Below are 26,574 nucleotides of genomic sequence, written 5' to 3'. Positions count from 1 at the left end.
GGCTCAAACTCCCTGACATAAAAATAAAGCAAGAACGATATAGGGGTACGTACTTTGCTGCTGCTCACAGGGTTTGGTCTGGGCTGCCTGACCTGCCTGTTTTTCATTATTGCACGCGATTTCAGCCACTTGCGTGTCGGCCAGGTGTTTCTGCTGCTGCTGTGCGCGGCCACCGCGTATCTGGTTGCACCACTGGTCCCCGAGGGCTGGCGCTGGATTGCCGCAGTCCTTCAGACGGCAGCGCCGGCACTCATCTGGGCACTGTGCCAGCTGATCTTCGCTGCGCGCCCCAGATTCCGCTCCATCTGGGGATTCATGGCCCTGTACAGTTTCCTCGCGCCGGCCCTGGCCCGGCCCTTGCTCAGCGACGGCGACGCGTCGCCAGTGGCGATGTTCTTCGGTTTCAGGCTCGGCCAGTGGTTCGAATATGTCGTCGTTTTGCACGGGCTTTACTACATCGTCCGTTACTGGCGGGAAGATCTCGTGGAGTCACGACGCAGGGCCCGACTGGTGTTTCTCGTCATCGTGTGCGGAGCGGTAGGCATTGCGACGATTTCGCTTAATTTCGGTCTTTTGAATGATTACAGTCGCGGGATCATCGTGAGCCTGGCCTCAATGATATCCCTGATTTGCATGGTAAGCGGTCGGGAAGGAATTCTCGAACTGACTCAGGAAAAGCCGTCGAAGGAAACAGAACCGGTAACTACCTCAAGTGATTCCTTAAGCAAAGGCCTGCATCAACAGACACCTGAACCGGTATACGATCAGGATCTGGAAGCGCTGAACTCCCTGATGCAAAGTGGCTATTTCACGACCGAAAAGCTGACCCTCAAACAGCTGGCCAGGTCTCTAGAGATCCCTGAATACCGAGTTCGAAAACTGATTAATCAAACCTTGGGATACCGGAACTTTAACGACTACATCAATCATCTGAGAATCGAAGAAGCCGCCAAGCGGTTAGTTCGCGAGCCCGAAACCCCTATTCTCAATATTTCACTTGACGTCGGATATCGAACACTCAGCTCATTTAACCGGGCGTTCCGAGACATCATGGATACCACGCCAACAAAGTTCCGTGAACACGAATCGACTGAAATAACCGAGCAAATTCTTTAAAGCAGCCGTTGAAGGATTTGCTCATTACCAAATATTACAACTTTAACTGACTGTTCCAGAAAGCTTTTCAAAATTTGCACAGAAGCCATACGGTTCTGCACACCCGTTGTTCTCGCCAGCGCCACTCCCTCCGCTTAATGTTCGACTAACGCATTTGCAATAACTAACCAGCAATAACAACAACGGAGAACGTGCAATGTCCACAGGCTCTAACCCCCTCTTTCGCCGCTCAATCCTAGGCACCGCCATCTGCGCGGTCATGCTCACAGGTTGTGGTGGCAGTGACTCTAATTCCGGTGTGTCCTTCCCGGAAGGCGCGATCATGCTGCCGGCTGAAAATCTGACCCAGGCCGCGAAGGAAGCATTTATTACCGCCGAATCCGGTGATGTGATTGTATTCCCCGAAGGCCGTTTTCAGATTAACGACACTCTACTCTTTGATGGTGACACCGACGGTGATGGCACCTCCATCAAGGGCATCACTATCATGGGTTACGGTAAGGAAAAAACCATACTCGACTTCGCCGAGTCCGATGGTGGCGACGGCATATTTGTCCAAAATGGTGTGGACATCGAAATCCGGGATATTGGGGTCTATGAAGCACCCAATAACGCCATTAAGTTAAAAGATACCAGTGGCATCATCATTGATGATGTCGCGACCGTCTGGGAAGGCGAGCTGAACTCCGGCAATGGTGCTTACGGCCTCTACCCGGTCGAATGCGACAATATTCTGATCGAGGACTCCTATGTCCGCGGCTCTGCAGATGCCGGAGTCTACGTTGGTCAGTCGCACGACATTGTAGTGCGCCGCAATATTGCCGAGGAGAATGTTGCCGGGATTGAAATTGAAAACTCCATGAATGCCGATGTCTACGACAACATAGCCACGGGCAACACCGGCGGTATTCTCGTTTTCGATCTTCCAATTGGTGGGGAGAGATACGGATCAAACGTCCGGGTTTTCGACAACTTGGTAGAGGGTAACAATACTGACAACTTCGCAAACACCAGCGATTCCGCGGCCGGCGTCCACATTGTCCCGCCAGGTACCGGCGTTATCGTACTTTCCACTCCGGATGTCGAGATCTACAACAACATTATTTCAGACCACGACACATTGTCAGTCGCCATCTCCAGCTTCCTGCTTGCGGACGAAAATCTGCTGACTGACTCGAGCTACGATCCGATCATTGCTAGCGGCTGGCAACCGGTACCTCGCAATATCAATGTCCATGACAATAACATCAGCATCTCAGGCACGAATCCCCGTGGGAAGCTGATAACGGATATTATTGCCGGCTACTTACTCGACCCCTCCAAAGGCAAGATGCCAACCATTCTTTATGATGGGCTTGGGGAACTGCTTGCCAACGCAAGCGCTGCACCAACAATCTTAGGGGCACCCTTCGACCCACAAGTTGACGCCATTTGCGCAACGGCCAACGGAGACGTTAGCTACGGACAAGTGTATGGGACCATTCCTGACGGCACTACCATCGATCAAAGTACTGGCACTCCCATTCCCAAATTGTTTCTCGAAGAGCCCCAAAGTCAGCTTTTGGTTTGTGAAACTGCACCATCACGCCTCCAAGCATCCCAAGCAACAATCGGTGGGAAATCCTACGGTTGTGGAAGTAATGAAACTGGCGACGCCAGCGCTGCGTCCTGCGCACTCTAACTTTTGGTACCCTCTGATTCATGCATACCCATCGGACTTAGCCCGATGGGTATGCCTCGGGAGTCATTCATGAAGTTCGAAAACCTGACAAAAACCACCATTGGTATCGCTGTTGCGGCGCTCCTTACCGCTTGCGGCGGGGGCGGCGGTTCCAGCACCGACACCAATGACAACACCAATAATGGCAATACTCAGTCTGCTTGCGAGAGCACGACTGGAGCAATCAACCATCAGGCGCTGGCCAGCGATAACTGCACCTCATTGTCCAGTTATCGCCTGTTTGCGAACGACGCGAACCCAACCACCAATCCCAACGGCACAGGCATTGCCTTTGACCTGAACACCCCACTGTTTACCGATTACGCGACCAAATACCGGTTTGTCTTTGTGCCAGAAGGTGAGCAGGCACAATATAACGAAAACGAAGCCTTTGATTTCCCCGTTGGCACGGTAATCACCAAAACGTTTGCTCTGCCAACAGACACAGGAGTTCGCGGTTTTGAAAATGAAACTCTCATCGAAACCCGACTTATGATCCACCGAGAAAATGGCTGGACCGCACTGCCCTATATCTGGAACGAAGAAGGCACAGATGCAACACTGGCCCTAGCCGGCGGTAGCAGTGAGAGAACGATTATTCACAATGGCGAACTAAAGTTTACCTACCGTGTTCCAGACGCGAACCAGTGCAAGCAATGCCACCAGTTTAAAGCTGACTCGAGCAGTTCCCTGAGCAAAATCACGCCCATTGGACCAAAAGCCCGCAGCCTAAACGGGGATTTCAACTACGCCGACGGCACAACGCGTAACCAGTTATCGTACTGGGAGGAAGCTGGTATTTTGGCCGGACTGCCTGCTGACGTGAACAGCATTCCCAAGATTCCGGCATACAAGGATGGGGATCAATTTGGACTGCAACTCATGGAAGTTGCTGAGGTACAGAAACTGGCCAAGGGTTACCTCGACACCAACTGCGCACACTGTCATCGACCTGAGGGTGGCGCAAGTAACACGGGGCTTAAACTCGAGTATTGGAGAAGCTTCGAGGATGAGCCCAGGGCACACGGTGTGTGCAAACAGCCTGTAGCCTATGGAGGTGAATCTCGCAGTTTCGATATCGTTCCGGGTGATGCTGACGCATCCATCATGCATTTTCGCATGAACTCGAACGAGCGGGGAGACCGTATGCCAGAAATTGGCCGGGCTCTGGTCCACACCGAGGGTGTTGAATTGATTGCCCGATGGATCAACAATATGACACCAGTCTCCTGCGACGGCTAACTCCCAGTAACGATCAGAAAGATTGGGGACTCAACAGGTAACAAGTTGAGTCCCTACTCCCCTTCCTTGTCATAACCATCACGAGCAGGACAAACTCCGGGTAACGTTGTAGTCTGAGGACTTCTGATAAGAACTTATCGCCACTGCAACTGAAAAGGACTTTCGGCGGCAATACAATGAAGCTTATCCAGGCCTGTCTTCTCGCCCTTCTTGGGCTGTCGCTGCCTTTCTATTCAGCCAGCGCCAACTCGCCCTCCCTGTCCAACAACAGTCAGGGCTACGCGCCTGTTGAATCCTGCGGCCAGTGTCACCAGAGCCAGCAAGAAAGCTGGCGCCACTCTGATCATGCCTGGTCGATGCAACCCGCCAACAACGCCTCCGTCCTCGGTGACTTCGATGATGTGGAGTTTGATGACGGCTCGGTGCAGGCCTCTTTTTTTCAAAGAGGCGATCAGTACTGGGTAAACATCGAGGGAAAGGTTGGCCCGGACGACTTTCCCATCGCCTACACCTTCGGCCACTACCCTCTGCAGCAATATCTCGTCGAGCTGCCAGGCGGCAGGCTTCAGGCCCTCACCATCGCCTGGGATACCCGCCCGGTGGCGGAAGGTGGCCAACGCTGGTTTTCCCTCTACCCGGGCCAATCCTTCGCCCCGGACGATCCACTGCACTGGACCGGCCGCTACCAGAACTGGAATGCCATGTGCGCGGATTGCCATTCCACGTTTCTGACCATGAATTACCAGCCCGACACCGACACCTTCGCCACCACCTGGCAGGAACAGAACGTGGGCTGCCAGGGCTGCCACGGCCCCGGACAAGGCCATGTGGAATGGGCCAACACGGTGGCATCGGAGCCAGCCGCCCCCCACTCTGCCAACGATATGGGTCTGCTGGTGGATTTCAGCGCCATGAAACCCAGCGAAGTGGTTGAAACCTGCGCCTACTGCCATAGCCGTCGCCAACCGTTGAAGGATGGCCAGCACGCACAGGAGGCCTACCTCGACAAGGCGCTGCCCAGCACTTTACGGCCAGACCTGTACCACCCGGATGGCCAGATTCAGGGTGAGGTCTATGTTTACGGCTCCTTCATCCAAAGCAAAATGAGTGCAGCCGGCGTCACCTGCCTGGATTGCCACGATCCCCACAGCGGCAAGCGTCTGGTTGAAGGAAATGGCCTGTGCCTGCAATGCCACAACGATGCACCCTCAGAGCGGTTCCCTCAGCTGACACAAAAAAACTACGACACCCCTGAACACCATCACCATCCGGCTGGTTCCCCCGGTGCGCAGTGTGTGAACTGCCACATGCCGGAGCAAACCTACATGGTGGTGGACCCACGGCGGGATCACAGCTTCCGTATTCCAAGGCCCGATCTGACCCTGTCAACGGGCGCCCCCAATGCCTGTAATGACTGCCATCAAGAAAAAGACGCGCTATGGGCGCTGGAGGCTCTGGAGTCGTGGTATCCAGACACCAAGCATCCCGATCATTTCGCCGCCGCTCTGAGTGCCTTTCGCCAGGCAGAGCAGGACGCCTTCGGGCGACTGGCAGGGCTGATACGGGATCGCAGCGTTCCTGCGATTGCCCGCGCTACAGCGGCTGAGCACCTTGCCGGCTTTGGCCAATCAGCGGTGTCGCCGCTGAGGTCCGGGCTGTTGGCCAAAGAACCTCTGGTTCGGGCCTATGCAGCTGGCGCCTTTGCCCAGGTAACTCCGGACGGCAACGAAGCTATTTTGCTGAAACTACTGGATTCCGATCAGCCAAGGGCGGTTCGGGATCAGGCCTGGCGGGCATTGGCCGGAGCCGACCTGAGTGGCCTGTCAGAGGCGGAACAACAACAGATCATGGCATTCCAGAAAGACTTTGAAAGCCGGCTAGCCAGCCTCGCGGCCTTGCCGGGGAGCCGATTCAATTACGCGACCTACCTGCATCAGGCCGGGCGACTTGTCGAGGCCTCGAAGCAATACCAACAGGCACTGGCCCTGGACCCAACCTTCACACCCGCCCGGGTGAACCTGGCCACCATGGCCAGTGAACAGGGTGACCTCCCTCTTGCTGCGGAAACCCTGAAAGTCGGTGCCGACAGGCCCGAAATTCCCGACGCGGATCGGGGCCATCTGGCCTACCTGCTGGCCCTGGTACTGGTCGAGCAAGGAAACATCCCGGTGGCGCTGCGACGTTTCGAGCAGGCGTCCGAACTGAACCCCGATAATCCACGGATCAGCTACAACCATGCTCTGGTGCTTGGCCAGCAGAAACGCTGGCAGGACGCCGAAAACGTGCTGGCGAGCGCATTAAAACAGCACCCCGATGACTACGGACTGTTGCAGGCGGCGGTTTATATCCTGATAGAGCAGGGACAGCTGGAAAAAGCACTGGGCTATGCACGTCGGATGCAATCGCTCTACCCCGACGACAATTACGCCAACGGTGTAGTCCGCGATCTGGAGGCTCAACTACCATAAAAAAAGGCCAGCCCGTTCGGGCGGCCTTTTCTCATTCAGAATGGTCGCGTATTAAACGACCTTATATGTCGAATCGATCGGCATTCATCACCTTGGTCCAGGCCGCCACGAAGTCGTTCACGAATTTCGCCTTGGCATCATCCTGAGCGTATACCTCGGCCAGGGCACGCAACTGGGAGTTGGAACCGAAGATCAGGTCGACACGGGTGCCGGTCCACTTCACGTCTCCGGTGTTGCGATCGCGGCCCTCGAAAACGTCTTCATCGCCCGACGTTGGCTTCCATTCGGTATCCAGGTCGGTCAGGTTGATGAAGAAATCATTCGTCAGCTTGCCCGGTGTCTTGGTAAACACCCCGTGCTTGGCCTGCTGATAGTTGGCATCCAGCACTCGAAGGCCACCCACCAGAACCGTCATTTCAGGGGCACTCAGACCCAGCAGCTGGGCGCGGTCTACCAGCATTTCTTCGTCGGACACGGTGAATTTAGTGCGGCGATAGTTGCGGAAGCCATCGGCCTCTGGACGCAGGTATTCAAAGGTGTCGACGTCGGTCTGCTCGTCCGTGGCGTCGGTCCGGCCCGGAGCGAACGGCACGGTAACGGCATGGCCCCCATCCCTCGCGGCTTTCTCCACCGCGGCGCACCCGCCGAGCACAATCAGATCCGCCAGCGACACTTTCTTGTTACCGGATTGGCCATTGAAGGCAGACTGGATCCCTTCCAGGGTCTGCAGCACCTTGCTCAGCTGCTGCGGCTGGTTCACTTCCCAATCCTTCTGCGGCTCCAGCCGAATACGGGCACCGTTGGCGCCGCCGCGCATGTCGGATCCACGATAGGTAGAGGCCGAGGACCACGCGGTGTACACCAGTTCAGATACCGACAAACCGGAATCCAGGATTTTACTCTTCAGATCCTCCGCATCCTGATGGCTGATCAGCTCATGGTCCACCTCAGGCACGGGGTCTTGCCAGATCAGGTCTTCGTCCGGAACTTCCGGGCCCAGATAGCGGGACTTTGGCCCCATGTCCCGGTGAGTCAACTTGAACCAGGCGCGGGCAAAGGCGTCGGCAAACTCATCGGGATTATCCCGGAAATGCTCCGAGATCTTGCGATAAGCCGGATCCTCACGCATGGCCATATCCGCGGTGGACATCATAATCGGCACTTTCTTGGACGGATCTTCCGGGTCCGGGGCCATGTCGCTTTCAGTCAGGCCAACAGGCTTCCACTGGTTGGCGCCGGCCGGGCTCTTGGTCAGCTCCCAGTCGTACTTGAAGAGCACGTCAAAATAGCCCATGTCCCACTGGGTCGGATTGGCCGTCCACGCGCCTTCCAGACCACTGGTGATTGCATCGCGGCCTTTGCCGCTGCCATGGCTGCTTCGCCACCCCAGCCCCATCTCTTCGATGGGCGCGGCTTCCGGCTCCGGTCCGACCTTGTCCGGATCCCCGGCGCCATGGGTCTTGCCAAAGGTATGTCCGCCAGCGGTCAGGGCGACGGTCTCGTAATCGTCCATGGCCATGCGGGCAAAGGTCTCACGGATGTCGTGGGCGGACGCCAGCGGGTCCGGATTGCCGTCCGGGCCTTCAGGATTCACATAGATCAGACCCATTTGCACCGCTGCAAGCGGATTTTCCAGGTCCCGGTCACCGGAGTAACGGCTGTGCGGCTTGTCACTGGTGGCCAGCCATTCTTCCTCCGCACCCCAGTAGATGTCCTCTTCCGGCTGATAAATGTCAGCGCGGCCACCGGCAAAGCCAAAGGTCTTGAAGCCCATGGTTTCCATGGCCACGTTGCCGGTCAGGATGAACAGGTCGGCCCAGGAAATCTGGTTGCCGTACTTTTTCTTGATCGGCCAGAGCAAACGACGGGCCTTGTCCAGATTACCATTGTCAGGCCAGCTGTTGATGGGGGCAAAACGCTGGTTGCCGGTGCCCGCGCCACCCCGGCCGTCGCCGATCCGATAGGTACCGGCGCTGTGCCAGGTCATTCGGATGAAGAAGGGGCCATAGTGTCCGTAGTCCGCCGGCCACCAGTCCTTGGAGTCGGTCATCAGGTCAGCGAGGTCTTTTTTGACCGCAGCCAGATCCAGCTTTTTAAACTCCTCGGCGTAGTTGAAATCGCCGCCCAGGGGATTCGATTTGGCGGAGTGCTGGTGCAGGATGTTGAGGTTGAGCTGATTCGGCCACCAGTCGCGAACCGAGGTGCCCGCGCTGTCGAGCTTTGTCATGGCGCCGTGCATAACAGGGCATTTTCCAGCGCCCGGCTGATTTGTCGTTGAACTCATGTCTTTCTCCGGCTGTGCTGCTGTGGATGAGGCATTTACCAAGATAGACCAGGTTCGATAATCCGCTGTTCAGGACGTCTTTCTTTGTCGTAAAACGCGATCCGATCCATCATTTCTGCGTGATTGTGTAAACTTAGTTGTAGCAACGGACAGGCGGGGCTGACAGTTGGATTTTCTAACCGCAGCAATAGTTTTTGGTTTACAGGTGGACGTGAACCAGGGGCAGGCCGAGTCGCGAGCTGGTTTCCGTGTTACGAAATCGAACTGGATTAAATTTGATCAATTCCGGATAATCCCGGCCAATTTTTAAACAGTCGTTTTAATTAGTACCGAGGTAACATGACGTTTTTTAGCATCGCTCAAGCTCTGATCTTCATCGCTCTGCTCATTAACACCGTGCATCTCATGCCCGCCATCGGCCGCTGCCTGCGCTCTGCGGAGACCGCGCTGCAATCCGGTTTGCTGGGAGCAACGCTGATGATTCGACTGGCGCGCAACACGCTCGGCATGGTGCTGGTCACTGCCGTGACCGCACCAAACCCGGAAATTCACGCCATGGTTCCCAAGGGCGTCGCGTTGTTCGTCACGCTTGCGGTTGTGAACGTACTGCTGACCCAGCAACGTCAGCGTCGCCAAATGGAAGGGTTGCGCTTCTGATAACCACCCCGGCGCGATGAGGGTCAACGAGTCAGGAAGTTCTTGTTGGCCCGACCCGCTGCGAGCTCGGTCTCTTCAGTCCGGTCTTTAAGCCCTACCCCCGTCACCCGTAACCGATTCGCTTCTCGCATCAAGTACAGCAAACGATGGCAGGCATCCTCCACTGCCATGCCTGCGGCTCGTATATTCGACAGGCAATTTCGCCCGGCATCGTTCACCCCCGGCTTCGGATCATAAGTCAGATAGATGCCCATACTGTCCGGCGAACTCAGTCCGGGGCGTTCGCCAATCAGCACCGCCACCATCCGGGCCTGCAAGCGTTCACCGATTTCATCCCCAATGGCCACCCGTCCCTGCTGTACCACGGTCACTGGCGCCAGCCGCCATGCACGATCGTCCCGGTCCAGCATGTCCAGAAGCTGCCCAACCAGGGGCGCAGCCGAGTTCTGCACGCCAACGGAAGACAGGCCATCCACGATAACAATCGCCAGATCGACAGAGGCCCGAGTTGGCACGGATTGCAATATGGCCTGGCTGTGTTGGCTCAGTTGCCGCCCCAGATCGGGCCGCTGCAAGTAAGTGAGCCGGTCTGCGGCACAGCTCTGCAGAACCAGCGGAGCTGCGGAAAGATGATCCTGTACTGCTGTCTCCAGACCCTGTATCAGCGCCGCCGTATCCAACGGCAGATGCACCGCATCCCGCGCTTGCGCATGCGCCAGCTGGAAAGCCAGCAACTCCGACGTGGGCAGGCCAACACCGGCCCGCCCAAGGCCAATCCGCGCGTCCGTGTAGGATCGAAGCCCGCGCCACTGATTGGCGATGACCGGGTTCTGGTGCTCAGTCATTGCCAAACTCCCCCGGCAAGCCTTTGAGTCGGTCACGGAACACTCCCGGCATCGCGGCACTCGGTTCGTGACGAGACACGTCAGCAAAAATGTTCATCCGGGCCAGCCACTGCTCGAATTCCGGCGCTGGTTTCAGATCCAGAACCCGGCGGGCGTAGAGCGCATCATGGAACGACGTCGCCTGATAATTGAGCATAATGTCATCCGCCCCCGGCACCCCCATGATGAAATTGCAGCCCGCCACACTCAGCAAGGTCAGCAGGTTGTCCATGTCGTTCTGGTCGGCTTCGGCGTGGTTGGTGTAGCAGATGTCACACCCCATCGGCAGGCCCAGCAATTTGCCACAGAAATGATCTTCCAGGCCGGCGCGGATGATTTCCTTGCCGTCGAACAAATATTCCGGGCCAATAAACCCCACCACGGTATTCACCAGCAACGGATCGAACTTTCGGGCCACCGCATAGGCCCGGACCTCGCAGGTTTGCTGATCCAGCCCGTGGTGCGCATTGGCCGACAGCGCACTGCCCTGTCCAGTCTCGAAATACATCACGTTGTTGCCCACCGTGCCCCGGTTCAGTGCCAGAGCTGCCTCCCGGGCCTCGGTGAGGTTCGACAAGGTAAACCCGAAACTGCGATTGGTGGCCTCGGTACCACCGATGGACTGGAACACCAGGTCCACCGGTGCGCCCTGCTCCATGGCCTCAAGGGTGTTGGTGACATGGGTCAGCACACAGGACTGGGTGGGGATATCGTATTCCTGGATCACCTCGTCGAGCATCCTGAGCAGTCGGCTCGCCTGGCCCAGGTTATCGGTGGCAGGATTGATACCGATCACCGCATCGCCGCTGCCGTAAAGCAGGCCATCCAGAATGCTGGCCGCGATACCGGTGAGGTCGTCGGTGGGGTGATTGGGTTGCAGCCGGGTGGAGAACCGCCCCGGCAAACCGATGGTGCTTCGAAAGGCGGTGGTCACGCGGCATTTGCGGGCCACCAGAATCAGGTCCTGGTTGCGCATCAGCTTGCTGACCGCGGCCACCATCTCAGGCGTCAGCCCGGGCCGGAGCGCGACAAGAACCTCCGGCGAAGCCTGATCGCTGAGCAGCCAGTTCCGGAAGTCGCCGACGGTCAGATGGGAAATCACACCGAAGGCCGCGGCATCGTGCTCATCCAGAATCAGCCGTGTCACATCGTCCTGTTCGTAAGGCACCAGCGCCTGGTTCAGGAACACCTTCAGGGGGAGTTCCGCCAGCGCCATCTGCGCCACCACTCGCTCTTCATCCGAGCCGGCAGCTACGCCCGCCAGCCGGTCTCCCGAACGCACCGGCGTGGCCTTGGCCATCAAATCCGCCAGATTCCGGAACTGCCAGGTGCGCTTACCCAGCTGATATGCGTATTGTTGGTGCATGCGGCCCCCCGAAACCCGTCCTTATGGTAAGGACAGCAACAACCATGCCGCCCTGGCGTCAGTGCTGTGGGGCAATCCGAGGTCTATGCGTCGACCCGCTGCCACACCGTCAGCTCGGAAAAACTGTGTTGGAACTTGTTTCGTGTTTCACGAATGACAAACGGCAGACTCCGCGGCTGGCTGTGCAAGCGGAAATTGGGAGCGAGCATATCCCGGAGGCCATCCAGGGTCGTGTAGGGTTCGCCGTCTTTCAGGAAGCCCCCCACCCAGGACGCCCGCGGGGTGTATTCCTCAAGCCAGGTGTAGGGCGAGGCAATCACCAGCAGGCCGTCGTGGGTCAGACGTTCGTGCACGCTGGTCAGAAATCTGGCGGGGTCGTAAAGACGGTCAATCAGGTTGCCGGCCAGAATCAGGTCATAATCCCTGAACTGGGAAGGCAGGTCACAGGCATCACCCTGATGGAAGGCCACTCGACCGGACGTCTGATCAAGCCCCAGATGTTCCAGCGTGCGCTCCTGATGACTGACCAGCTCGCCCTCTTCCGGACGAGCGTAGCGAATCACCCGGTGCCTCGCCATTTCCTTGCAGGCTTCGACAAAACGGTTGGAGTAATCAATGCCATCCACATGATCGAACGCCCTGGCGAGCTCGAAGCTGGTGCGCCCGCACGCACAGCCGATGTCCAGCGCCCGGCCCAGGTTGCGCCCGTCCATGGCTTCGAGCGCGGCATCGGCCAGTTCTTTCGGGAAATTCGGTTCCCCGTGCCAGGTCTCGCCAAAATGGAATTCCAGATACTGGGCAAGTGCAGCATCGTGCTCATAAAACCCGTTCGATTGCATATCCCTGGCCTCCGACCCTGTCCGAAAAATGGCAATAGAACATCATACAACGATTCCCGAAACGCGGCGCAAACTCCGGCGGTCAGGGCTGTGGGGGCGACATTCCGCCCAGCAGCCCACCTAACCAGGGCGATAACTCGGGGTAATGCGCCAGATCCAGCACGAATTCCTGCCCCCGTGCGGCGCAGGACAAGTAACACCACGGCGGCGCGAGCTGCCAGCGCCCGGGCTTGCTGTGATAGCTTAGCGGTGGCCGTCCGTTACCGGGAAAAAACCCCGCAGGCAGGCGCCATTGCGTCGGCAATCGCCCCTCGGGGTCGGTCAGCACCAGGGATTCATCCAACACCGGAAAGGCACCGCTACCGGGAATAACACCGGAACGCTCCGGCAACTGGAAACTGTCCGAGGCCAGATAGAGTGCATCGGTTCCGTCCGTCCTGCCCTGCAAATGAGGATGGTAGCCCGCCCAGGGCAGCCGGGAGGCGGTTTGCTGATCCACCGGCACCACCTCACCAATGTGCAACCAGCCCCAAAGCGCATGGAACGGCCGGCTTCCGGGCACAAATCGCCACCGACGCCGGACAAGCTCGGCCTGACGGAAGACGCCGAAGAACAGGAACAGATCGCCCGCGCCAACGCCCTGGTTGCGAAGATGCCCCTGCGCGGATCCCGCCTGGCCGAGCACGGGGCGCCAGCCCGCAGACCGAGGGTAGGCGCCGGCTACAATGTCCGGATCGAGGTGCGCCCGGTGACCGGCCCGAACCCGCCCGCCGCTCAGGTCATGAACCAGTTTGCCGAGCTTCCGGTCACCGCACCAGATATCGCCATAGCGGATGGCGGAGTGCTCGTCCGGAATTGGCAGTACGCACAGGGTACCGTCTGGAAGCACCGGACTGGGGCAGCCACCGGCAGAGGAATCAAAGCCCTTTCGGCTTAAAATCAGACGCATGTCATTACCGCGAAAAACTCAGGCACAACGAGAACCTAGCACAGATCAGGTGCTGGACAGGCTGTCACAATGCCAGACACCATACCCCGATCCCAACGTTCACTCAGACTCACAGGTTGAACCATCATGACCTCTCCCGAATTCCATGTTTTTCTCTCCCACGGTCTGGAAAGCGGCCCCGGCAGCACCAAGATCCAGGCCATGAAGGCGGTGGCGGAGGCCTTTCCAGGAGTCACAGCGACCGCGCTTGACCACCGCACCACCAAAGACCCGGCCACCCGATTCCGCCAAATGGCAGATGCCATGGCCGAGGCCGGCGCCGTTCCCGAGCGCACGGTGCTGGCAGGTTCCAGCATGGGTGGCTGGGTGTGTGCCCATACCAGCAGCCAGACCCCGGTGCTCGGATGTTTCCTGCTGGCCCCGGCACTGGCGCTGCCGCAGTATCCGCAATCCAGTCCGCGCATTCGGGCCCGGTTTGCTCAGATGATTCTGGGCTGGGACGACCACGTGATTCCGGTGATGCCGGTTCTGGAACTGGCCCACGACCAGAAATTACCGACCCTGATCCTGCCCGACGGCCACCGTCTGGAAAACAGTGTCGAACGGGTAAGCGAAGAGTTTCGGAGATTTCTGGAGCGCTGTCTCGCTTAGTGAAACGAGCTATTTCCAACCACGTTCTCATGCCTTCCGATGCCGGTAACATCTTGACTAATTTGGTCAATTTCTTGCGAAAACGCTGACGCTTTGCCAATCTAAAGTAACGGAACAATAAAATTTAACCAGCAAAGGAACGGAGAAAACCCGATGAGTAGAATGAGCAAATTCAGAAAACTGGCCGGAATTTCAGCGTTCGCATTTGCGGCTATGACCGCGGTCAATTCGGCTAGCGCAGCCAACTGGCGTTACGCCCACGAAGAATACGAAGGCGACGTCCAGGACGTATACGCCTACAAGTTCAAGGAATACATCGAAGAAAACTCGGACCACACCCTGCAGGTATTCCGCTTTGGTGAACTGGGTGAATCTGACGACATCATGGAGCAAACCCAGGCGGGCATCCTGAACTTCGTTAACCAGTCTCCCGGCTTTACCGGTGCCCTGATTCCGGAAGCCCAGATCTTTTTCATTCCGTATCTGATGCCAACCGATATGGAAACCGTTGTTGAATTCTTCCGCACCAGTGAAGCCATCAACGAGAACTTCCCCAAGCTGTACGCCGACAAGGGTCTGGAACTGCTGAAGATGTACCCGGAAGGCGAAATGGTGGTTACCGTGGATGAGCCGGTTACCAAACCTGCGGACTTCAACAACAAGAAGATCCGGGTAATGACCAACCCGCTGCTGTCGGAAACTTATTCCGCGTTCGGTGCTACTCCGACCCCGCTGCCCTGGGGTGAGGTCTACGGTGCCCTGCAGACCAACATGATTCAGGGTCAGGAAAACCCGATTTTCTGGATCGAATCCGGCGGCCTGTATGAGGTGTCTCCGAACCTCGTATTCACCAAGCACGGCTGGTTCACCACCGCCATGATGGCTAACAAGAGCTTCTACGATGGTCTGTCTGACGAAGACAAGAAGCTGGTTCAGGACGCGGCCGACTTCGCCTTTGAAGAGATTATCGAGCACATTGATGGTCTGGCGGACGAGTCCCTGGCCAAGATCCAGGAGAAATCTGACGACGTTACCGTCACTCGCCTGAGCGACGAGCAGATCGAGGCCTTCAAGGAACGGGCGCCGCAGGTTGAAGAGAAGTTCATCGAAATGACCGGCGACACCGGCAAAGAACTGCTCAACCAGTTCAAGGAAGACCTGAAAGAAGTTCAGAGCGAGTAATCTGAGCCAACCGGCCCTGCCCGTTCCCACCGGCAGGGCCTAGCTACAACCTCGCCCCGCCAAGGCCTTGGCTGTCCGGTCGGGGCAACAAGTTCTGGAGAACTTCCCATGTCCGAGAATTCCCCGGATATTGAGGACGATACTGGCAGCTACGAATCTGGCCTGCCCGGATTCCTCGGTACCATTGATACCTGGATTGCCAAGGTAGAAGCCGTGATGCTGGCTCTCGGCGTCATCCTGATGGCCGTGAACACCTGCGTCAACGTGGTTGCCCGTTATGTCTTCGGAGAGGGGCTGTTCTTCTCCGGTGAAATCAACCGGATTCTCATCATCCTGATCACCTTTGCCGGCATCGGCTACGCGGCCCGCCATGGCCGCCATATCCGCATGTCGGCGGTTTACGATGCCCTGCCCACCAAGGCCCGCAAGGTTCTGATGATTTTCATCGCCCTGTTCACCTCGGCGGTGATGTTCTTTCTTTGTTACTACGCCTACCAGTACATCGAAACCCTGTATGGCCGGGGCCGCATTCTGCCAGCGCTGGGTATTGAGATCTGGATGATTTACATCTGGGCCCCGATTGGCTTCGCGATTACCGGCATCCAGTACCTTCTGACTGCCATCAAGAACCTCACCAGCAAGGATGTCTACCTGTCCACCGGTGTAAAGGATGGCTACAGCGACACTGAATCGGAAGTGTTGTAACACCCAGCAGCTCATATCAGGTAAGGAAACAAAACCATGGCCACCATAATGATGCTCATCATGATCGGGCTGCTGCTACTGGGCTTCCCGATGATGGTCCCTCTGATCGCCGGCGCCATCTATGGCTTTGTGATGATGTTTGACGGCCTCGGGCAAATGGGCACCTTTATCCAGCAGATGATGGGCGGTATTCGCCCGGCCTCGCTGATTGCCGTTCCGATGTTCATCCTGGCCGCCGACATCATGACTCGTGGCCAGTCCGCCGACCGGCTGATCAACATGGTCATGGCCTTCATTGGCCACGTCAAAGGTGGCCTGGCCATCAGCACCGCCACCTCCTGCACCCTGTTTGGTGCCGTTTCAGGTTCCACCCAGGCAACCGTCGTTGCGGTGGGCTCCCCCCTGAGACCCAAAATGCTCAAGGCGGGCTATTCTGACCCATTCACCCTGGCCTTGATCATCAACGCCAGTGATATCGCGTTCCTGATTCCGCCCAGCATCGGGATGATCATTTACGGGGTTATTTCCGAGACCTCGATTGCCGAGCTGTTCATCGCCGGCATTGGCCCGGGCATCCTGATCCTGTTCATGTTCTCGATCTACTGCCTGATTTACGCCTACAAAAACGACGTGCCCACGGAAGAAAGAGCCAGCTGGGGCCAGCGGGCCGTCGCGGTACGGGACGCCATCTGGCCTCTGTTTTTCCCCGTCATCATCGTGGGCGGTATTTACGGCGGTATTTTCAGCCCGACCGAAGCCGCGGCGGTCTGTGTGCTTTATGCCTTTTTGCTCGAATTCGTGGTCTTCCGATCCCTGAAACTGGCCGACGTCTACAAGATCGCCAAGTCCACTGGTCTGATTACGGCGGTGGTCTTCATTCTGGTCGCCGTGGGGAATGGCTTCTCGTGGATTATCTCGTTCGCCCAGATCCCACAGGCCATTCTGTCTGCCGTTGGTGTGAACGAAGCCGGGCCGGTGGGCGTGCTGATTGCGATCTGCATCGCGTTCTTTATCGCCTGCATGTTCGTCGATCCGATCGTGGTCATTCTGGTTCTGACACCCATTTTTGCACCGGCCATTCAGGCCACCGGGCTGGACCCGGTGCTGGTGGGTGTGCTGATTACCCTGCAGGTCGCCATCGGGTCCGCGACGCCACCGTTCGGCTGTGACATTTTCACGGCCATTGCGATATTCAAGCGGCCCTACCTGGAAGTCATCCGGGGTACGCCACCATTTATCATCATGCTGGTAGCCGCAGCGGGGCTGATCATCGCATTCCCCGACATTGCCCTGTTCCTGCGTGATGTCGCCTTCCGGGATTAGCGCGCAGGCTAACCGGAATCGCTGAAGGAGAAAGCCATGTTCAACAAGATCCTAGTTGCCGTGGACGGTTCCTCAACTGCAATGAAAGCACTTGAACATGCGGTCAAACTGCAGAAGCTGACCGATGCGGAGATGCTGTTGTTGTGTGTCTACAAACACCACAGCCTGTTCGAAGCATCGCTGTCCATTGACCGGCCACCGGGGATGGATATTCCGGACAAGATGCTCTCGGATTTTGCCCGTGAGGTGGTGGATCACGCCAAGGAACACGCGGGTTCGCTTGGTGCGACCAAGGTCCGCGGCTTTGTGAAGGGCGGCCGGCCATCGCGGGCCATCATCGATTTCGCCAACGACAAAGAGATCGATCTGATTGTGCTGGGCACGCACGGCACCAACAGTGATCGAGACGGCCTGTTGATGGGTAGCGTGTCACATCGTGTGGCATCCAATGCCAAATGTCCGGTTCTGATTGTCTGAACCGGGCATAAAAAAACGGAGGCCAGCGGCCTCCGTTTTCGTTTGTCTGCCTCAAGCCCGGTTTAGCGGCCGGATTTCAGCATTTCCCAGTACTTCGCGTATACCTGCAGGGCTTCATCGCCAATATCGGTCTGGAATTCAGCGTTCGCCATGTCGTCCGGCGTGGGGTAGCTGGCTCGGTTTTTCGCCACTTCCGCATCCAGCAATCCCCGCGCGGCCAGGTTAGGCGTCGCATAGCCAATGTCTTCGCTGATCAGCGCGGAGATTTCCGGGCGCAGCACAAAGTTGATGAACTGATGAGCCGCCTCCGGGTTCTTGGCATTCTTGGGAATCACGAAGCTGTCCAGCCAGGCAATGACGCCCTCTTTCGGATAGACATACTCCAGTGACGGCAGGGTCTCCTGGCCCATCACCGCTTCGCCGTTCCAGATCATGCCGATATCCGCCTCACCTTCGAGAAAAGGCATGCGCGGGGCGTCGGAATTAAAGGTGCGGACCGACGGCATCAGCTCTTTGAGCTTCTCGTAGGCGGCTTCGATTTCCTCCGGGTTGGTGCTGTTGCCAGAGTGACCCAGCACGCGCAGGCCCACGTGGAAAACCTCTCGCATGTCGTTGGTCAGGTTAACCCGACCCTCAAACCGCTCATCCCACAGGTCTGCCCAGGCTTCCACCGGTTCGCCATCGACATCGGCAGTATCAACCCCAAGGCCCGTGGTGCCCCACAGGAAGGGCACGCTGTATTCGTTATTCGGGTCGACATCCAGATTGACCAGATCCGGGTCGAGGTTATCAAAACCTGAGATCTTGCTGCGATCAATCGGCATCAGGAGGTCTTCCTGACGCATCTTGCTGACGTAGTAAGTGGACGGCACCGCCAGATCGTACGCCGAACTCTCGTCCAGCAGTTTGAGCCGGGCATACATGGCCTCGTTGCTGTCGTAGGTGGTGTAAACCACCTGGATACCGGTCTCTTCCTGGAACCGGTCCAGTACTTCCTGAGGCATGTACTCCGACCAGTTATACAGGTTCAGAACCTGCGACTCCTCGGAACTGCAGCCTGTGAGCCCGATGGCCAACAGACCAGCCAGTGCGAGTTTCTTCATCGTTTGCTCCTTATCAGTATCCATTGAGACAACATCAGCATCACCAGGGAGAACACCAGCAACAGGGTGCCTAACGCATTCACCTCGGGTTTGAGGCCCACACGCACCATGGAGTAAATCCTCAGCGGCAGAATTTCGTAGCTTGGCCCGCTCACGAACGTACTGACCACCACATCATCCAGAGACAGGGTGAAGCCCAACAGCCAGCCCGCCAGCAAAGCCGGCATAATCGCCGGAATCAGCACCGTGCGGGTCATGACGAAATCCGTCGCACCCAGATCCCGTGCCGCTTCCGGCAGGCTCTCATCGTAACCGCTCAAGCGCGCCATGACGGTGATCACCACAAAGGGCAGGCAGAACGTAACGTGCGCCAGTAACAGGGAAACATAGCCCAGTTGCAGGCCCACCAACAGGAACAGGGCCAGCAGCGAAATGGCCAGCACAATCTCCGGCGACATCATCACCACAAACAGCATGCCGTTCAGCACTTTCTTGCCGCGGAACCGGTAGCGGTGAAGCGCCAGGGCGGTCAGCGCACCGATCATGGTGGACACCGTGGCTGCCGACAACGCCAGCCACAACGAGTTCCACATGGCCTGCACCATCGCCGGGTTGTTAAACAGGGCTTCGTACCATCGCAGGCTGAAACCGCCCCAGGCGTAGCCGGTGCGCGATTCATTGAACGAAAACACCACCAGAACCAGGATGGGCACGTACAGCAGCAAATACACCAGAGCCAGGTAGGCACGAGGCAACCAACGGATCATGCCACCTCCTCGCCCAGGCGCCGCTTGCTGACCCGGTGGGCCAGCAGGAGTACGGCCATGGTCAGCGTCAGCACAATGCTGGCGGCCGCCCCGAAAGGCCAGTTCCGAGCGTCCAGGAACTGATTCTTGATCACGTTACCCACCAGCAGGTTGCGGGAGCCGCCCAGGATATCGGGCACGAAGAACAATCCCATGGCGGGCAGCAGCACCAGCATGACGCCGGCAATCACCCCCGGCAGCGTCAGCGGCACAATGACATGACGAAAGGTCGCCAGATGCCCGCCGCCCAGATCGTGGGAGGCCATCAGCAATTCCTGCTTCAGATCATCAAACACCGAATACAGCGGCAGAATCATGAATGGCAGCAACAGGTACACCAGGCCAATGATGACGGCGCCTTCGGTGTACAGCAGCTTCAGCGGCTCCTCGATCAGCCCCATCGACATCAGTGCGTTGTTCAGCAGCCCGTTGGTCGCCAGGATCAGCTTGAGCGCGTAGGTGCGAACCAGGGAATTGGTCCAGAACGGGACGATCAGGAAAAAGATCAGCAGCACCTGGCGCTGTTTACCCACTTTCGACAGCGCCCAGGCGAAGGGGTAACCGATCAACAGGCAGATCAGGGTCGTCACCGCCGCCATGTACAGGGAGTGCAGAAACACATCCAGGTACAGCGGATCGAACAGTTGCCGGTAGGCGTCAAGATTCAGCGGCAGTGAAATGAACGAAGACGGGTCCCGCGTCATAACGCTGGCACCCACGACCATCAGGTTGGGAGCCAGTACCAGAAACAGCAACCAGCCCCAGACCAGGGCCAGTACCGCATACTTGAAGGGCTGTTGGCGGATACTAAGCATCAGCCTGCAACGCCTCGTCGATGGCGCCCCCTTCTTCCTCCGGCAGCAGCCACTCCCAGCCGTCGACCCAGCTCAACTTCACCGGCTCACCGAGCCGGTAATCAAAGGTGGGGTCGTCCTCGTCAAAGAATTCACTGACCAGCACTTCCCGGCCGTCGGCAAGGTGAATCACCGAATCCAGGGTGCTGCCCTTGTAATTACGCTCAACAACCTTGCCCGCCAGGCCATTCTCGTCATCCGGCTCCAGCACGCGGATGTCCTCGGGTCGCAACAGCAGGTGCAGTTGCTGACCCGCGCGGACCGGAAACGCCGGGTGACGCAGGCGGCGCTTGAGACCCAGCACATCCACCACGATGGTGTTGTCGTCGTGGCTTTCCACCGTACCGGGAAAGAAGTTGGTTTCCCCCACGAAGCGGGCGGTAAACAGGTTGGCTGGCCGCTCGTAAACTTCCCGCGGCGTGCCCAGCTGCTGCACCACGCCATCTTTCAGGACCACCACCCGATCGGACATGGACAGCGCTTCTTCCTGATCGTGGGTCACGAATACAAAGGTAATACCCAGCTCGCGCTGCAGGCGCTTGAGTTCGCCCTGCATGGTGCGGCGGAGTTTGTAGTCCAGAGCGGACAAGGGCTCATCCAGTAACAGCAGGCGCGGGCGTTTGACCACAGCGCGGGCAATGGCCACCCGCTGCTGCTGACCACCCGAGAGCTGATGCGGTTTGCGGTTGGTAAAATCCCGCAACTGCACCATGTCGAGTGCTTCTTCCACCCGCTGACGGATTTCGTCCTTGGGGCGCTTTTCCATCTTCAGGCCGTAGGCGACGTTATCGAACACCGACATATGAGGAAAAAGCGCATAGTGCTGAAATACCGTATTCAGGGGGCGATATTCCGGCGGGGCGGAGGTCAGGTCGTTGCCATCAAGGGTAATGCTGCCGCTATTGGGCAACTCAAAGCCGGCCATCAGACGCAGCAGGGTTGTCTTGCCACAACCGGAGGGCCCGAGCAGCGTGATGAACTCACCATCCAGGATGTCCAGATCCAGCGAATCCAGCACGGTTCGTTCACCGAAGTGCTTTGAAAGGCCTCTTAGCGAGAGCAACGTTTTCTTCATTCGCCCAACCCCTGAAAAGGGCCCCATTTTTTCAGAACCCCCTCCGAAACAGAAGGTTATTCTGCACAACGGGACGTCAGGACATTCCGAGACCCGGCGACACATCGCCGGGCACACGAATGAGGTTTACTCGCCGGCTACGCTATCCAGATAAGACTTATCAGAGATATTGGTCCACTGACGGACCTGCTCCAGATAGCGACGCTGCGAGGCAATGATCTGCTGCGCCAGCGGGTCGCCCTCGGCCACTTCTTTCAGGCGCTTTTCGGTAGCGGCCCGCAGCGCCTCAATGACGTCAGCCGGGAATGTCCGGTGTGTTACGTCCGGATAGTCGTCCTTCATGCGGCTCCAGGCCACGCCGCTGGCGTGCGTACTCTGGATATACATGTCATAGGCCGCGGTCCGCATCGCAACGCGCAGAATCTCCTGCAGATCGGCCGGCAGTTTGTCCCAGGCGTTCTGGTTGATCAGGAACTGAACCTCGGCACCGGGCTCCTGCCATCCGGAATAATAGTAGTTGGCAATCTGGTGGAAGCCCATATTGAAGTCGAGCGCCGGTCCGACCCACTCCACGGCGTCAATGGTTCCGCGCTCCAGGGCGGTGTATAGCTCGCCTGGGGGAATGTTGGTCACGGCCACCCCCAATTCCGCCATCACCTCACCCGCGAAGCCCGGCGTGCGCATTTTCAGGCCGTCCAGATCCTCGACCCCGTTGATTTCCTCACGGAACCAACCGCCCATCTGGTTGCCGGTATTACCGCCGGGGAACGACAGCAGTCCGAAGGGCTCGTAGACCTGCTGCATCAGTTCCATGCCGCCGCCATGGTAAAACCAGGCGTACTGTTCCGGCGCGATCATGCCGAACGGCACGGTGGTAAAGAACATGGCATTCGGAATCGAGCCCTTGTAGTAATAGGACGCAGTGTGTCCCATGTCGTACTGGCCATTACGCACCATATCGAAAATGCCAAACGGAGCCTTGTGCTTGTTGGCAGCGTCAATCCGGATCCGCAGCCGACCATCGGACATCTTTTCAGCCATGTCGGCCATATGCTCAACCGTTTCACCCAGAATCGGCGAGTTGGGGCCCCAGGTCTGGGCCAGACGAAGTGTGTGCGTTTCCTTGGCGTGACTGGCCGCGCTGAGTCCTAACATCAGCGACAGGACCAGCCCCCGGGTCAGACGATTGATCATGGTGGGCATCCTTAGAAGTTATATTCGAGATATTTTTTATTCCAAACGCCGGCATAGTAGCTTGCCGGGATTTTGCCCGTAAAGGCCCGCGGTTCAGCCGCACGCCGTCAGTCTGATCGTTTAAAACCAGTCCCTGTTCATCCACCTGCGGGGCTGCGTACGTACTCTTAATGAGCGAAGTCAATGGTCCGCCAAAGGACCGGACAGGAGGCAACATGGGCTCTCAGTGCGACACGCTGTTCTACGACGGCAGCTGCCCGTTATGCACCAAAGAGATAGCAACGCTGCGCAAGCTTCAAAGGGGTAGCCTGATGTTCGTCGACATTCATCAGCCCGATCCGGATGCCGGTGAGCGTCCAAGTCAGGAACAGCTGCTGCGCCGGCTGCACCTGCAAACGGGGTCGGGCGACTGGGTGATTGGCCTGCGGGCAAACGTGAGGGCCTGGTCCCACACCCGCTTTGGTGTTCTGTTCAAGCCCCTGCTTTGGCCGGGCATCTACACGGTCGCCTCACGGATTTACGCAGCCTGGGCCGACCGCCGTTACGATCGCAAATACCAGTGCGCCATTGGGCAGTCGCCGGATCAGTCCTGAAGCTTGAGATTCGGCGGGCGGTAGTCCGAGTCTTTGTTCCAGCGTTCATGCACCGATGGATGAATGCTGGTTTCAATGCCCTTCGGCGTCAGATTCCGGACCAACGGCTTTTTGAACCGGAAAATGTGCCGGCGGGAGTTGTGCAAAGCGGCCCGGGCATCGGGCTTGGTGCCCTTCGGCAAATGAGGCTCGATGTCCAGGTCAGCGGCTTTTGCCTCCTGAATCATCCATTCCAGCGCAATATCCGAGCTGAACAGGCCTTGTTCATCCGGTTCGTAACCGCCCCCGATGTCGCTGTGGGATCCGGCGAACCACACTTGCTTGAGATCGAGCCCGTCCCGGGGCAGCCAGATGGTGGGCTCAAAATCCTCCCGCCGCTCATCAATCGCCAGGGCATGGCGGGCGAACCGTACATTCGGGCCGAGCTTGGTGTCATAGAACTCATCGGTGCGCTCAAACAGGCCCATCAGCGAAAACGGCACCCCGAGCGCACCCACCGTGTCCCAAACGCCAACAAACTTGATCTGCCGGGATGCATGGCAATGTTTCTTGCGGAACTGCAGCGATCGTTCACCATCGGGGGCAAAGGGCTTGCTGGTGCGTTTGTAATGCTCGAAGGCTTCCTGAATCAACGGCGCCTGGGGTCGCTTCAGAATGCCGCAGTTGTTGATCAGGCCACACAGCGAGCGCACCGTGTAGGCGCCGCGGCTGAAACCGAAGAAGTAGAGCTCGGCCCCCGGTTCGTAGTTCTGCACGATGTAGCGGTAGGCGTCCATGATGTTCTTGTGAATGCCCAGGCCGGTCACGCCGCCAATCACCGCCTGGTAATAGGAACCGATGCCCCAGTCGTAAAACACTTGCTGATCAGCGCCATCGGCCGCCACAGGCCGGATGGCCCGCGCCATGCGGAGCACATTGGTGGGGTAGTCTTTCTGCAGATCTTCTTCCGGACGGTTCCAGGTACCATCGGCGCAGATCACGATTCGTTTGGCCATGATCCCCTCCTTTGCTCGTTCAACAAGCGTCGGAGGTCAGTATAGACCAGCACCCAGCGCAACGAGGGCGGGCCCGGAACCCACCTCAGCGCAGGCAACAGGCCTTGTGCTTTTTTCCGCTACCGCAGGGACAGGGGTCGTTCCGTCCCGGTTTCAGAATGCCCTCGTCGGTATCACCAGACACGTAGAACCAACGACCGGCCTCCCGCACGAAATCCGAGCGTTCCTCCAGAAACCCCCAGCCGGTAGCCGTCCGGTAAATGGCCCGGAAGTGCACCTGCCCGGAGTTACCCTGCTGACCATGGTCGATCACCTGCAGGGAGGCCCACCGGGGCGAATCCTCCAGGCTCAGGGAAGCCGGCCGGGTACTGGCATGCCAGGTCGCCAGCAGGTAATCCGGCAGCCCGAGCACAAAGGCGCTGTAGCGGGAGCGCATCAGTGCTTCCGGGGTCTTTGCCGGCGCGCCGGCGTGCGCGGGCTGACAGCAGGCTTGGTAGGGACGGCCAGAACCGCAGGGGCAAGGGTCCGGTCCCGGACTGGCTGGATTGCTCATTGTATTTTCCGTTTGCAAGTGGTCTGATGGCGGCCCGAATTCTAGCAGTTTCAAACCCATGCTGGCCGTGCCGTCAACGCAGGCTGCGACAGACCCGGTAATGCCCATGGACGACATCAGCCTCCTGCAGATTGCCCTCGCCAACCTGGCCATTCTGGCCGGTGCCTGCCTGCAAGGCGTGGCGGGCTATGGCATCGGCACACTTTCGGCGCCGCTGTTGTTTCTGATCAGCCCGCTGTTTTTGCCCGGCCCACTGATCCTCAATGCCGTTATCCTGACCGTGCTCATGCTGATCCGGAACCGGGCGGCGATGCAGGTGCGCGAAGTGCGCTACACCATTGCCGGTGGACTGGCCGGTACCGTGCTCGCCTGGCTGACGCTGATGGTGTTGTCGCCGAAGGGGTTTGAGCTGATTTTCGGCATTCTGATCCTGGCGGGCGTGGCGCTCAGTATTGGTGGGCTGAAACCGGCACTGACGCCGCGCAACAGCGTTTACGCCGGGGCGGCCTCGACCTATATGGGCACCATTACCGCCGTGGGCGGCCCGCCCATTGCGCTGATCTACCAGAACGAGCGGGGCCCGCTGGTGCGCGCCAATATGTCCGCGTTTTTCCTGGTGGCGAGTTTTCTCAGCCTTAGCGCCCTGCTGTTGTCGGGGTATCTGGGCATTCGGGAACTCACGCTGTTTGCGCTCACTTTTCCGGGCGTACTGGCGGGTTTCTGGCTGTCAGGGCTGCTGGTCAATCGCCTGCCGTTCGAAGGCCTGCGACCGTTGATCCTCGCCATCGCGGCCATTGCCGGGGTGGCAGCCCTGGTTCGTGGGCTACTGTCGCTGTAAACATCAGCCTGCCCAGAGCCGGCCCCGAAAACCCGACTCGCGCCAGAGCCAGGCAATCCACAGCGCATGCAGGTTGATCAGCAGGGCAAACACCCATTCAAACGCATCATCGGTGCGCTGGTATAACTCGGGGCTGACGCCATTGAGAATCACCGAGGCAATGCCCACCAGCAGCACCAGTTCAGACAGCATCAGCATGCGCTGGCCCTGGCGCTGCCAGCGCGGATGCTGGATCAACGCCCCGCTGACCAGCAATTCGCACAAAAAGGTAAACGACAGATACACCACCACGCCAATGCGGCGCAGCAGATTGAACCCCTCGCCCTCGTGGCCCAGGGCCAGCGTATAGATTCCCAGCGCCATGCAGGAGGTCACGCCGAGCAGCGGTACCCAGATCCGGGCCCGTGGTCCAACCCCCAGATGGCGCAACCAGAAGCCATTGAGTAGCCAGAACAGCATGCCCAGCACCGCCGCAGGCAGCATGGTACCCTTGAAAATGAAATAGGCCGTGCCGTGGCGGCCGGTGCGGCTGATGCTGGTGCAGCTATCCCAATAGGGTACGCACAGGGGAACATGCCCTTCGAGCACCGACACCAGAAAAGTCAGATGAATGGTGACCAGCGGAATCAGCGCTGCCGCCAGCGCCAGCCACCACAGGCGAACCGTGTGCGCATGCATGCTGCCTCCTTTTAACCGCCCT

25 protein-coding genes are annotated in these 26,574 nt (G+C 58.3%); 12 read left to right on the top strand and 13 right to left on the bottom strand.

Going from position 1 to position 26,574, the window contains the following annotated elements; translation table 11 throughout:
• The first annotated feature begins 54 nt into the window (after positions 1-54).
• The 4 genes from LPB19_RS05180 (at position 55) to LPB19_RS05165 (ending at position 6,546) form a co-directional block, all read left to right on the top strand.
• The gene (locus tag LPB19_RS05180) at positions 55-1,116 is read left to right on the top strand and encodes a helix-turn-helix transcriptional regulator (protein WP_228289219.1); all 1,062 of its coding nucleotides are present in this window, start codon (positions 55-57) and stop codon (positions 1,114-1,116) included.
• A gap of 196 nt (positions 1,117-1,312) precedes the next feature.
• Positions 1,313-2,797, top strand: a complete 1,485-nt coding sequence (locus LPB19_RS05175; protein ID WP_206645041.1) for a parallel beta-helix domain-containing protein — start codon at positions 1,313-1,315, stop codon at positions 2,795-2,797.
• 69 nt (positions 2,798-2,866) lie between these two features.
• Complete coding sequence (locus LPB19_RS05170; RefSeq protein WP_228289218.1) at positions 2,867-4,078, top strand: SO2930 family diheme c-type cytochrome; 1,212 nt, start codon at positions 2,867-2,869, stop codon at positions 4,076-4,078.
• 176 nt (positions 4,079-4,254) lie between these two features.
• Entirely contained in the window at positions 4,255-6,546 is a 2,292-nt protein-coding gene (locus LPB19_RS05165; protein WP_206645040.1) for a tetratricopeptide repeat protein, read from the top strand.
• A gap of 61 nt (positions 6,547-6,607) precedes the next feature.
• On the opposite strand, the gene katG is transcribed toward LPB19_RS05165, so the two are convergent.
• Entirely contained in the window at positions 6,608-8,830 is a 2,223-nt protein-coding gene (gene katG, locus LPB19_RS05160) for a catalase/peroxidase HPI (RefSeq protein ID WP_206645039.1), read from the bottom strand.
• A 339-nt stretch (positions 8,831-9,169) separates the two neighbouring features.
• Between katG and LPB19_RS05155 the strand changes: the two genes are divergently transcribed.
• Positions 9,170-9,487 carry a hypothetical protein gene (locus tag LPB19_RS05155; protein ID WP_206645038.1) on the top strand — a complete coding sequence of 106 codons (318 nt, stop codon included), beginning with the start codon at positions 9,170-9,172 and terminating at the stop codon, positions 9,485-9,487.
• A gap of 23 nt (positions 9,488-9,510) precedes the next feature.
• Here the strand turns inward: LPB19_RS05155 and eutC are convergent, their stop codons facing one another.
• From eutC to LPB19_RS05135, 4 genes are all read right to left on the bottom strand, one after another.
• Positions 9,511-10,332, bottom strand: a complete 822-nt coding sequence (gene eutC / locus LPB19_RS05150; protein ID WP_206645037.1) for an ethanolamine ammonia-lyase subunit EutC — start codon at positions 10,330-10,332, stop codon at positions 9,511-9,513.
• A complete protein-coding gene (locus tag LPB19_RS05145; protein WP_206645036.1) occupies positions 10,325-11,737 on the bottom strand; it encodes an ethanolamine ammonia-lyase subunit EutB in 1,413 nt (470 codons plus the stop codon). Before LPB19_RS05145 ends, eutC begins: the two co-directional genes overlap by 8 nt.
• Positions 11,738-11,820: 83 nt before the next feature.
• On the bottom strand, positions 11,821-12,576 hold the full coding sequence (locus tag LPB19_RS05140; RefSeq protein WP_206645035.1) for a putative 4-mercaptohistidine N1-methyltransferase: 756 nt from the start codon (positions 12,574-12,576) through the stop codon (positions 11,821-11,823).
• A gap of 82 nt (positions 12,577-12,658) precedes the next feature.
• Entirely contained in the window at positions 12,659-13,525 is an 867-nt protein-coding gene (locus LPB19_RS05135; protein ID WP_206645034.1) for an Nmad3 family putative nucleotide modification protein, read from the bottom strand.
• A gap of 126 nt (positions 13,526-13,651) precedes the next feature.
• Here LPB19_RS05135 and LPB19_RS05130 point away from each other — a divergent pair, with 126 nt between their 5' ends.
• The 5 genes from LPB19_RS05130 to LPB19_RS05110 all read left to right on the top strand — a co-directional run bounded on the left by LPB19_RS05130 (position 13,652) and on the right by LPB19_RS05110 (position 17,863).
• Positions 13,652-14,176 (top strand): alpha/beta fold hydrolase, encoded by a 525-nt coding sequence (locus tag LPB19_RS05130; RefSeq protein WP_206645033.1) that lies wholly within the window; start codon positions 13,652-13,654, stop codon positions 14,174-14,176.
• A 153-nt stretch (positions 14,177-14,329) separates the two neighbouring features.
• Positions 14,330-15,358, top strand: coding sequence for a TRAP transporter substrate-binding protein (locus LPB19_RS05125; RefSeq protein WP_206645032.1), 1,029 nt, complete (start codon positions 14,330-14,332; stop codon positions 15,356-15,358).
• 108 nt (positions 15,359-15,466) lie between these two features.
• Positions 15,467-16,063 (top strand): TRAP transporter small permease, encoded by a 597-nt coding sequence (locus LPB19_RS05120; protein ID WP_206645031.1) that lies wholly within the window; start codon positions 15,467-15,469, stop codon positions 16,061-16,063.
• A gap of 36 nt (positions 16,064-16,099) precedes the next feature.
• Complete coding sequence (locus LPB19_RS05115; protein ID WP_206645030.1) at positions 16,100-17,386, top strand: TRAP transporter large permease; 1,287 nt, start codon at positions 16,100-16,102, stop codon at positions 17,384-17,386.
• Between the two features lie 36 nt (positions 17,387-17,422).
• On the top strand, positions 17,423-17,863 hold the full coding sequence (locus tag LPB19_RS05110) for a universal stress protein (protein WP_206645029.1): 441 nt from the start codon (positions 17,423-17,425) through the stop codon (positions 17,861-17,863).
• 62 nt (positions 17,864-17,925) lie between these two features.
• Here the strand turns inward: LPB19_RS05110 and LPB19_RS05105 are convergent, their stop codons facing one another.
• The 5 genes from LPB19_RS05105 to LPB19_RS05085 all read right to left on the bottom strand — a co-directional run bounded on the left by LPB19_RS05105 (position 17,926) and on the right by LPB19_RS05085 (position 22,856).
• Positions 17,926-18,966: an extracellular solute-binding protein gene (locus tag LPB19_RS05105; RefSeq protein ID WP_206645028.1), complete on the bottom strand. Its 1,041-nt coding sequence runs from the start codon at positions 18,964-18,966 to the stop codon at positions 17,926-17,928.
• Positions 18,963-19,733 carry a spermidine/putrescine ABC transporter permease PotC gene (gene potC / locus LPB19_RS05100; protein ID WP_206645027.1) on the bottom strand — a complete coding sequence of 257 codons (771 nt, stop codon included), beginning with the start codon at positions 19,731-19,733 and terminating at the stop codon, positions 18,963-18,965. Before potC ends, LPB19_RS05105 begins: the two co-directional genes overlap by 4 nt.
• Positions 19,730-20,587 (bottom strand): spermidine/putrescine ABC transporter permease PotB, encoded by an 858-nt coding sequence (gene potB / locus LPB19_RS05095; protein WP_206645026.1) that lies wholly within the window; start codon positions 20,585-20,587, stop codon positions 19,730-19,732. The genes potC and potB overlap by 4 nt, the downstream gene beginning before the upstream one ends.
• A complete protein-coding gene (gene potA / locus LPB19_RS05090) occupies positions 20,580-21,701 on the bottom strand; it encodes a spermidine/putrescine ABC transporter ATP-binding protein PotA (protein ID WP_206645025.1) in 1,122 nt (373 codons plus the stop codon). Before potA ends, potB begins: the two co-directional genes overlap by 8 nt.
• A gap of 126 nt (positions 21,702-21,827) precedes the next feature.
• The gene (locus LPB19_RS05085) at positions 21,828-22,856 is read right to left on the bottom strand and encodes a TRAP transporter substrate-binding protein (protein ID WP_407943952.1); all 1,029 of its coding nucleotides are present in this window, start codon (positions 22,854-22,856) and stop codon (positions 21,828-21,830) included.
• A gap of 254 nt (positions 22,857-23,110) precedes the next feature.
• Between LPB19_RS05085 and LPB19_RS05080 the strand changes: the two genes are divergently transcribed.
• Positions 23,111-23,488, top strand: a complete 378-nt coding sequence (locus tag LPB19_RS05080) for a thiol-disulfide oxidoreductase DCC family protein (protein WP_206645023.1) — start codon at positions 23,111-23,113, stop codon at positions 23,486-23,488.
• Here the strand turns inward: LPB19_RS05080 and LPB19_RS05075 are convergent.
• Both LPB19_RS05075 and LPB19_RS05070 read right to left on the bottom strand, forming a co-directional pair.
• Positions 23,479-24,483, bottom strand: a complete 1,005-nt coding sequence (locus tag LPB19_RS05075) for a DUF2235 domain-containing protein (protein ID WP_206645022.1) — start codon at positions 24,481-24,483, stop codon at positions 23,479-23,481. The genes LPB19_RS05080 and LPB19_RS05075 overlap by 10 nt on opposite strands.
• An 85-nt stretch (positions 24,484-24,568) precedes the next feature.
• On the bottom strand, positions 24,569-25,036 hold the full coding sequence (locus LPB19_RS05070; protein WP_206645021.1) for a YchJ family protein: 468 nt from the start codon (positions 25,034-25,036) through the stop codon (positions 24,569-24,571).
• Positions 25,037-25,142: 106 nt separating this feature from the next.
• Here LPB19_RS05070 and LPB19_RS05065 point away from each other — a divergent pair, with 106 nt between their 5' ends.
• The gene (locus LPB19_RS05065) at positions 25,143-25,874 is read left to right on the top strand and encodes a sulfite exporter TauE/SafE family protein (protein ID WP_206645020.1); all 732 of its coding nucleotides are present in this window, start codon (positions 25,143-25,145) and stop codon (positions 25,872-25,874) included.
• 3 nt (positions 25,875-25,877) lie between these two features.
• On the opposite strand, the gene LPB19_RS05060 is transcribed toward LPB19_RS05065, so the two are convergent.
• The gene (locus LPB19_RS05060; protein ID WP_206645019.1) at positions 25,878-26,552 is read right to left on the bottom strand and encodes a hypothetical protein; all 675 of its coding nucleotides are present in this window, start codon (positions 26,550-26,552) and stop codon (positions 25,878-25,880) included.
• Positions 26,553-26,574 lie beyond the last annotated feature (22 nt).

The organism is Marinobacter salinisoli (genome assembly GCF_017301335.1).
Taxonomy (GTDB): domain Bacteria; phylum Pseudomonadota; class Gammaproteobacteria; order Pseudomonadales; family Oleiphilaceae; genus Marinobacter; species Marinobacter salinisoli.
Note: the sequence above shows the minus strand (reverse complement) of the source record. Positions and strands in the feature narration are given on the sequence as shown.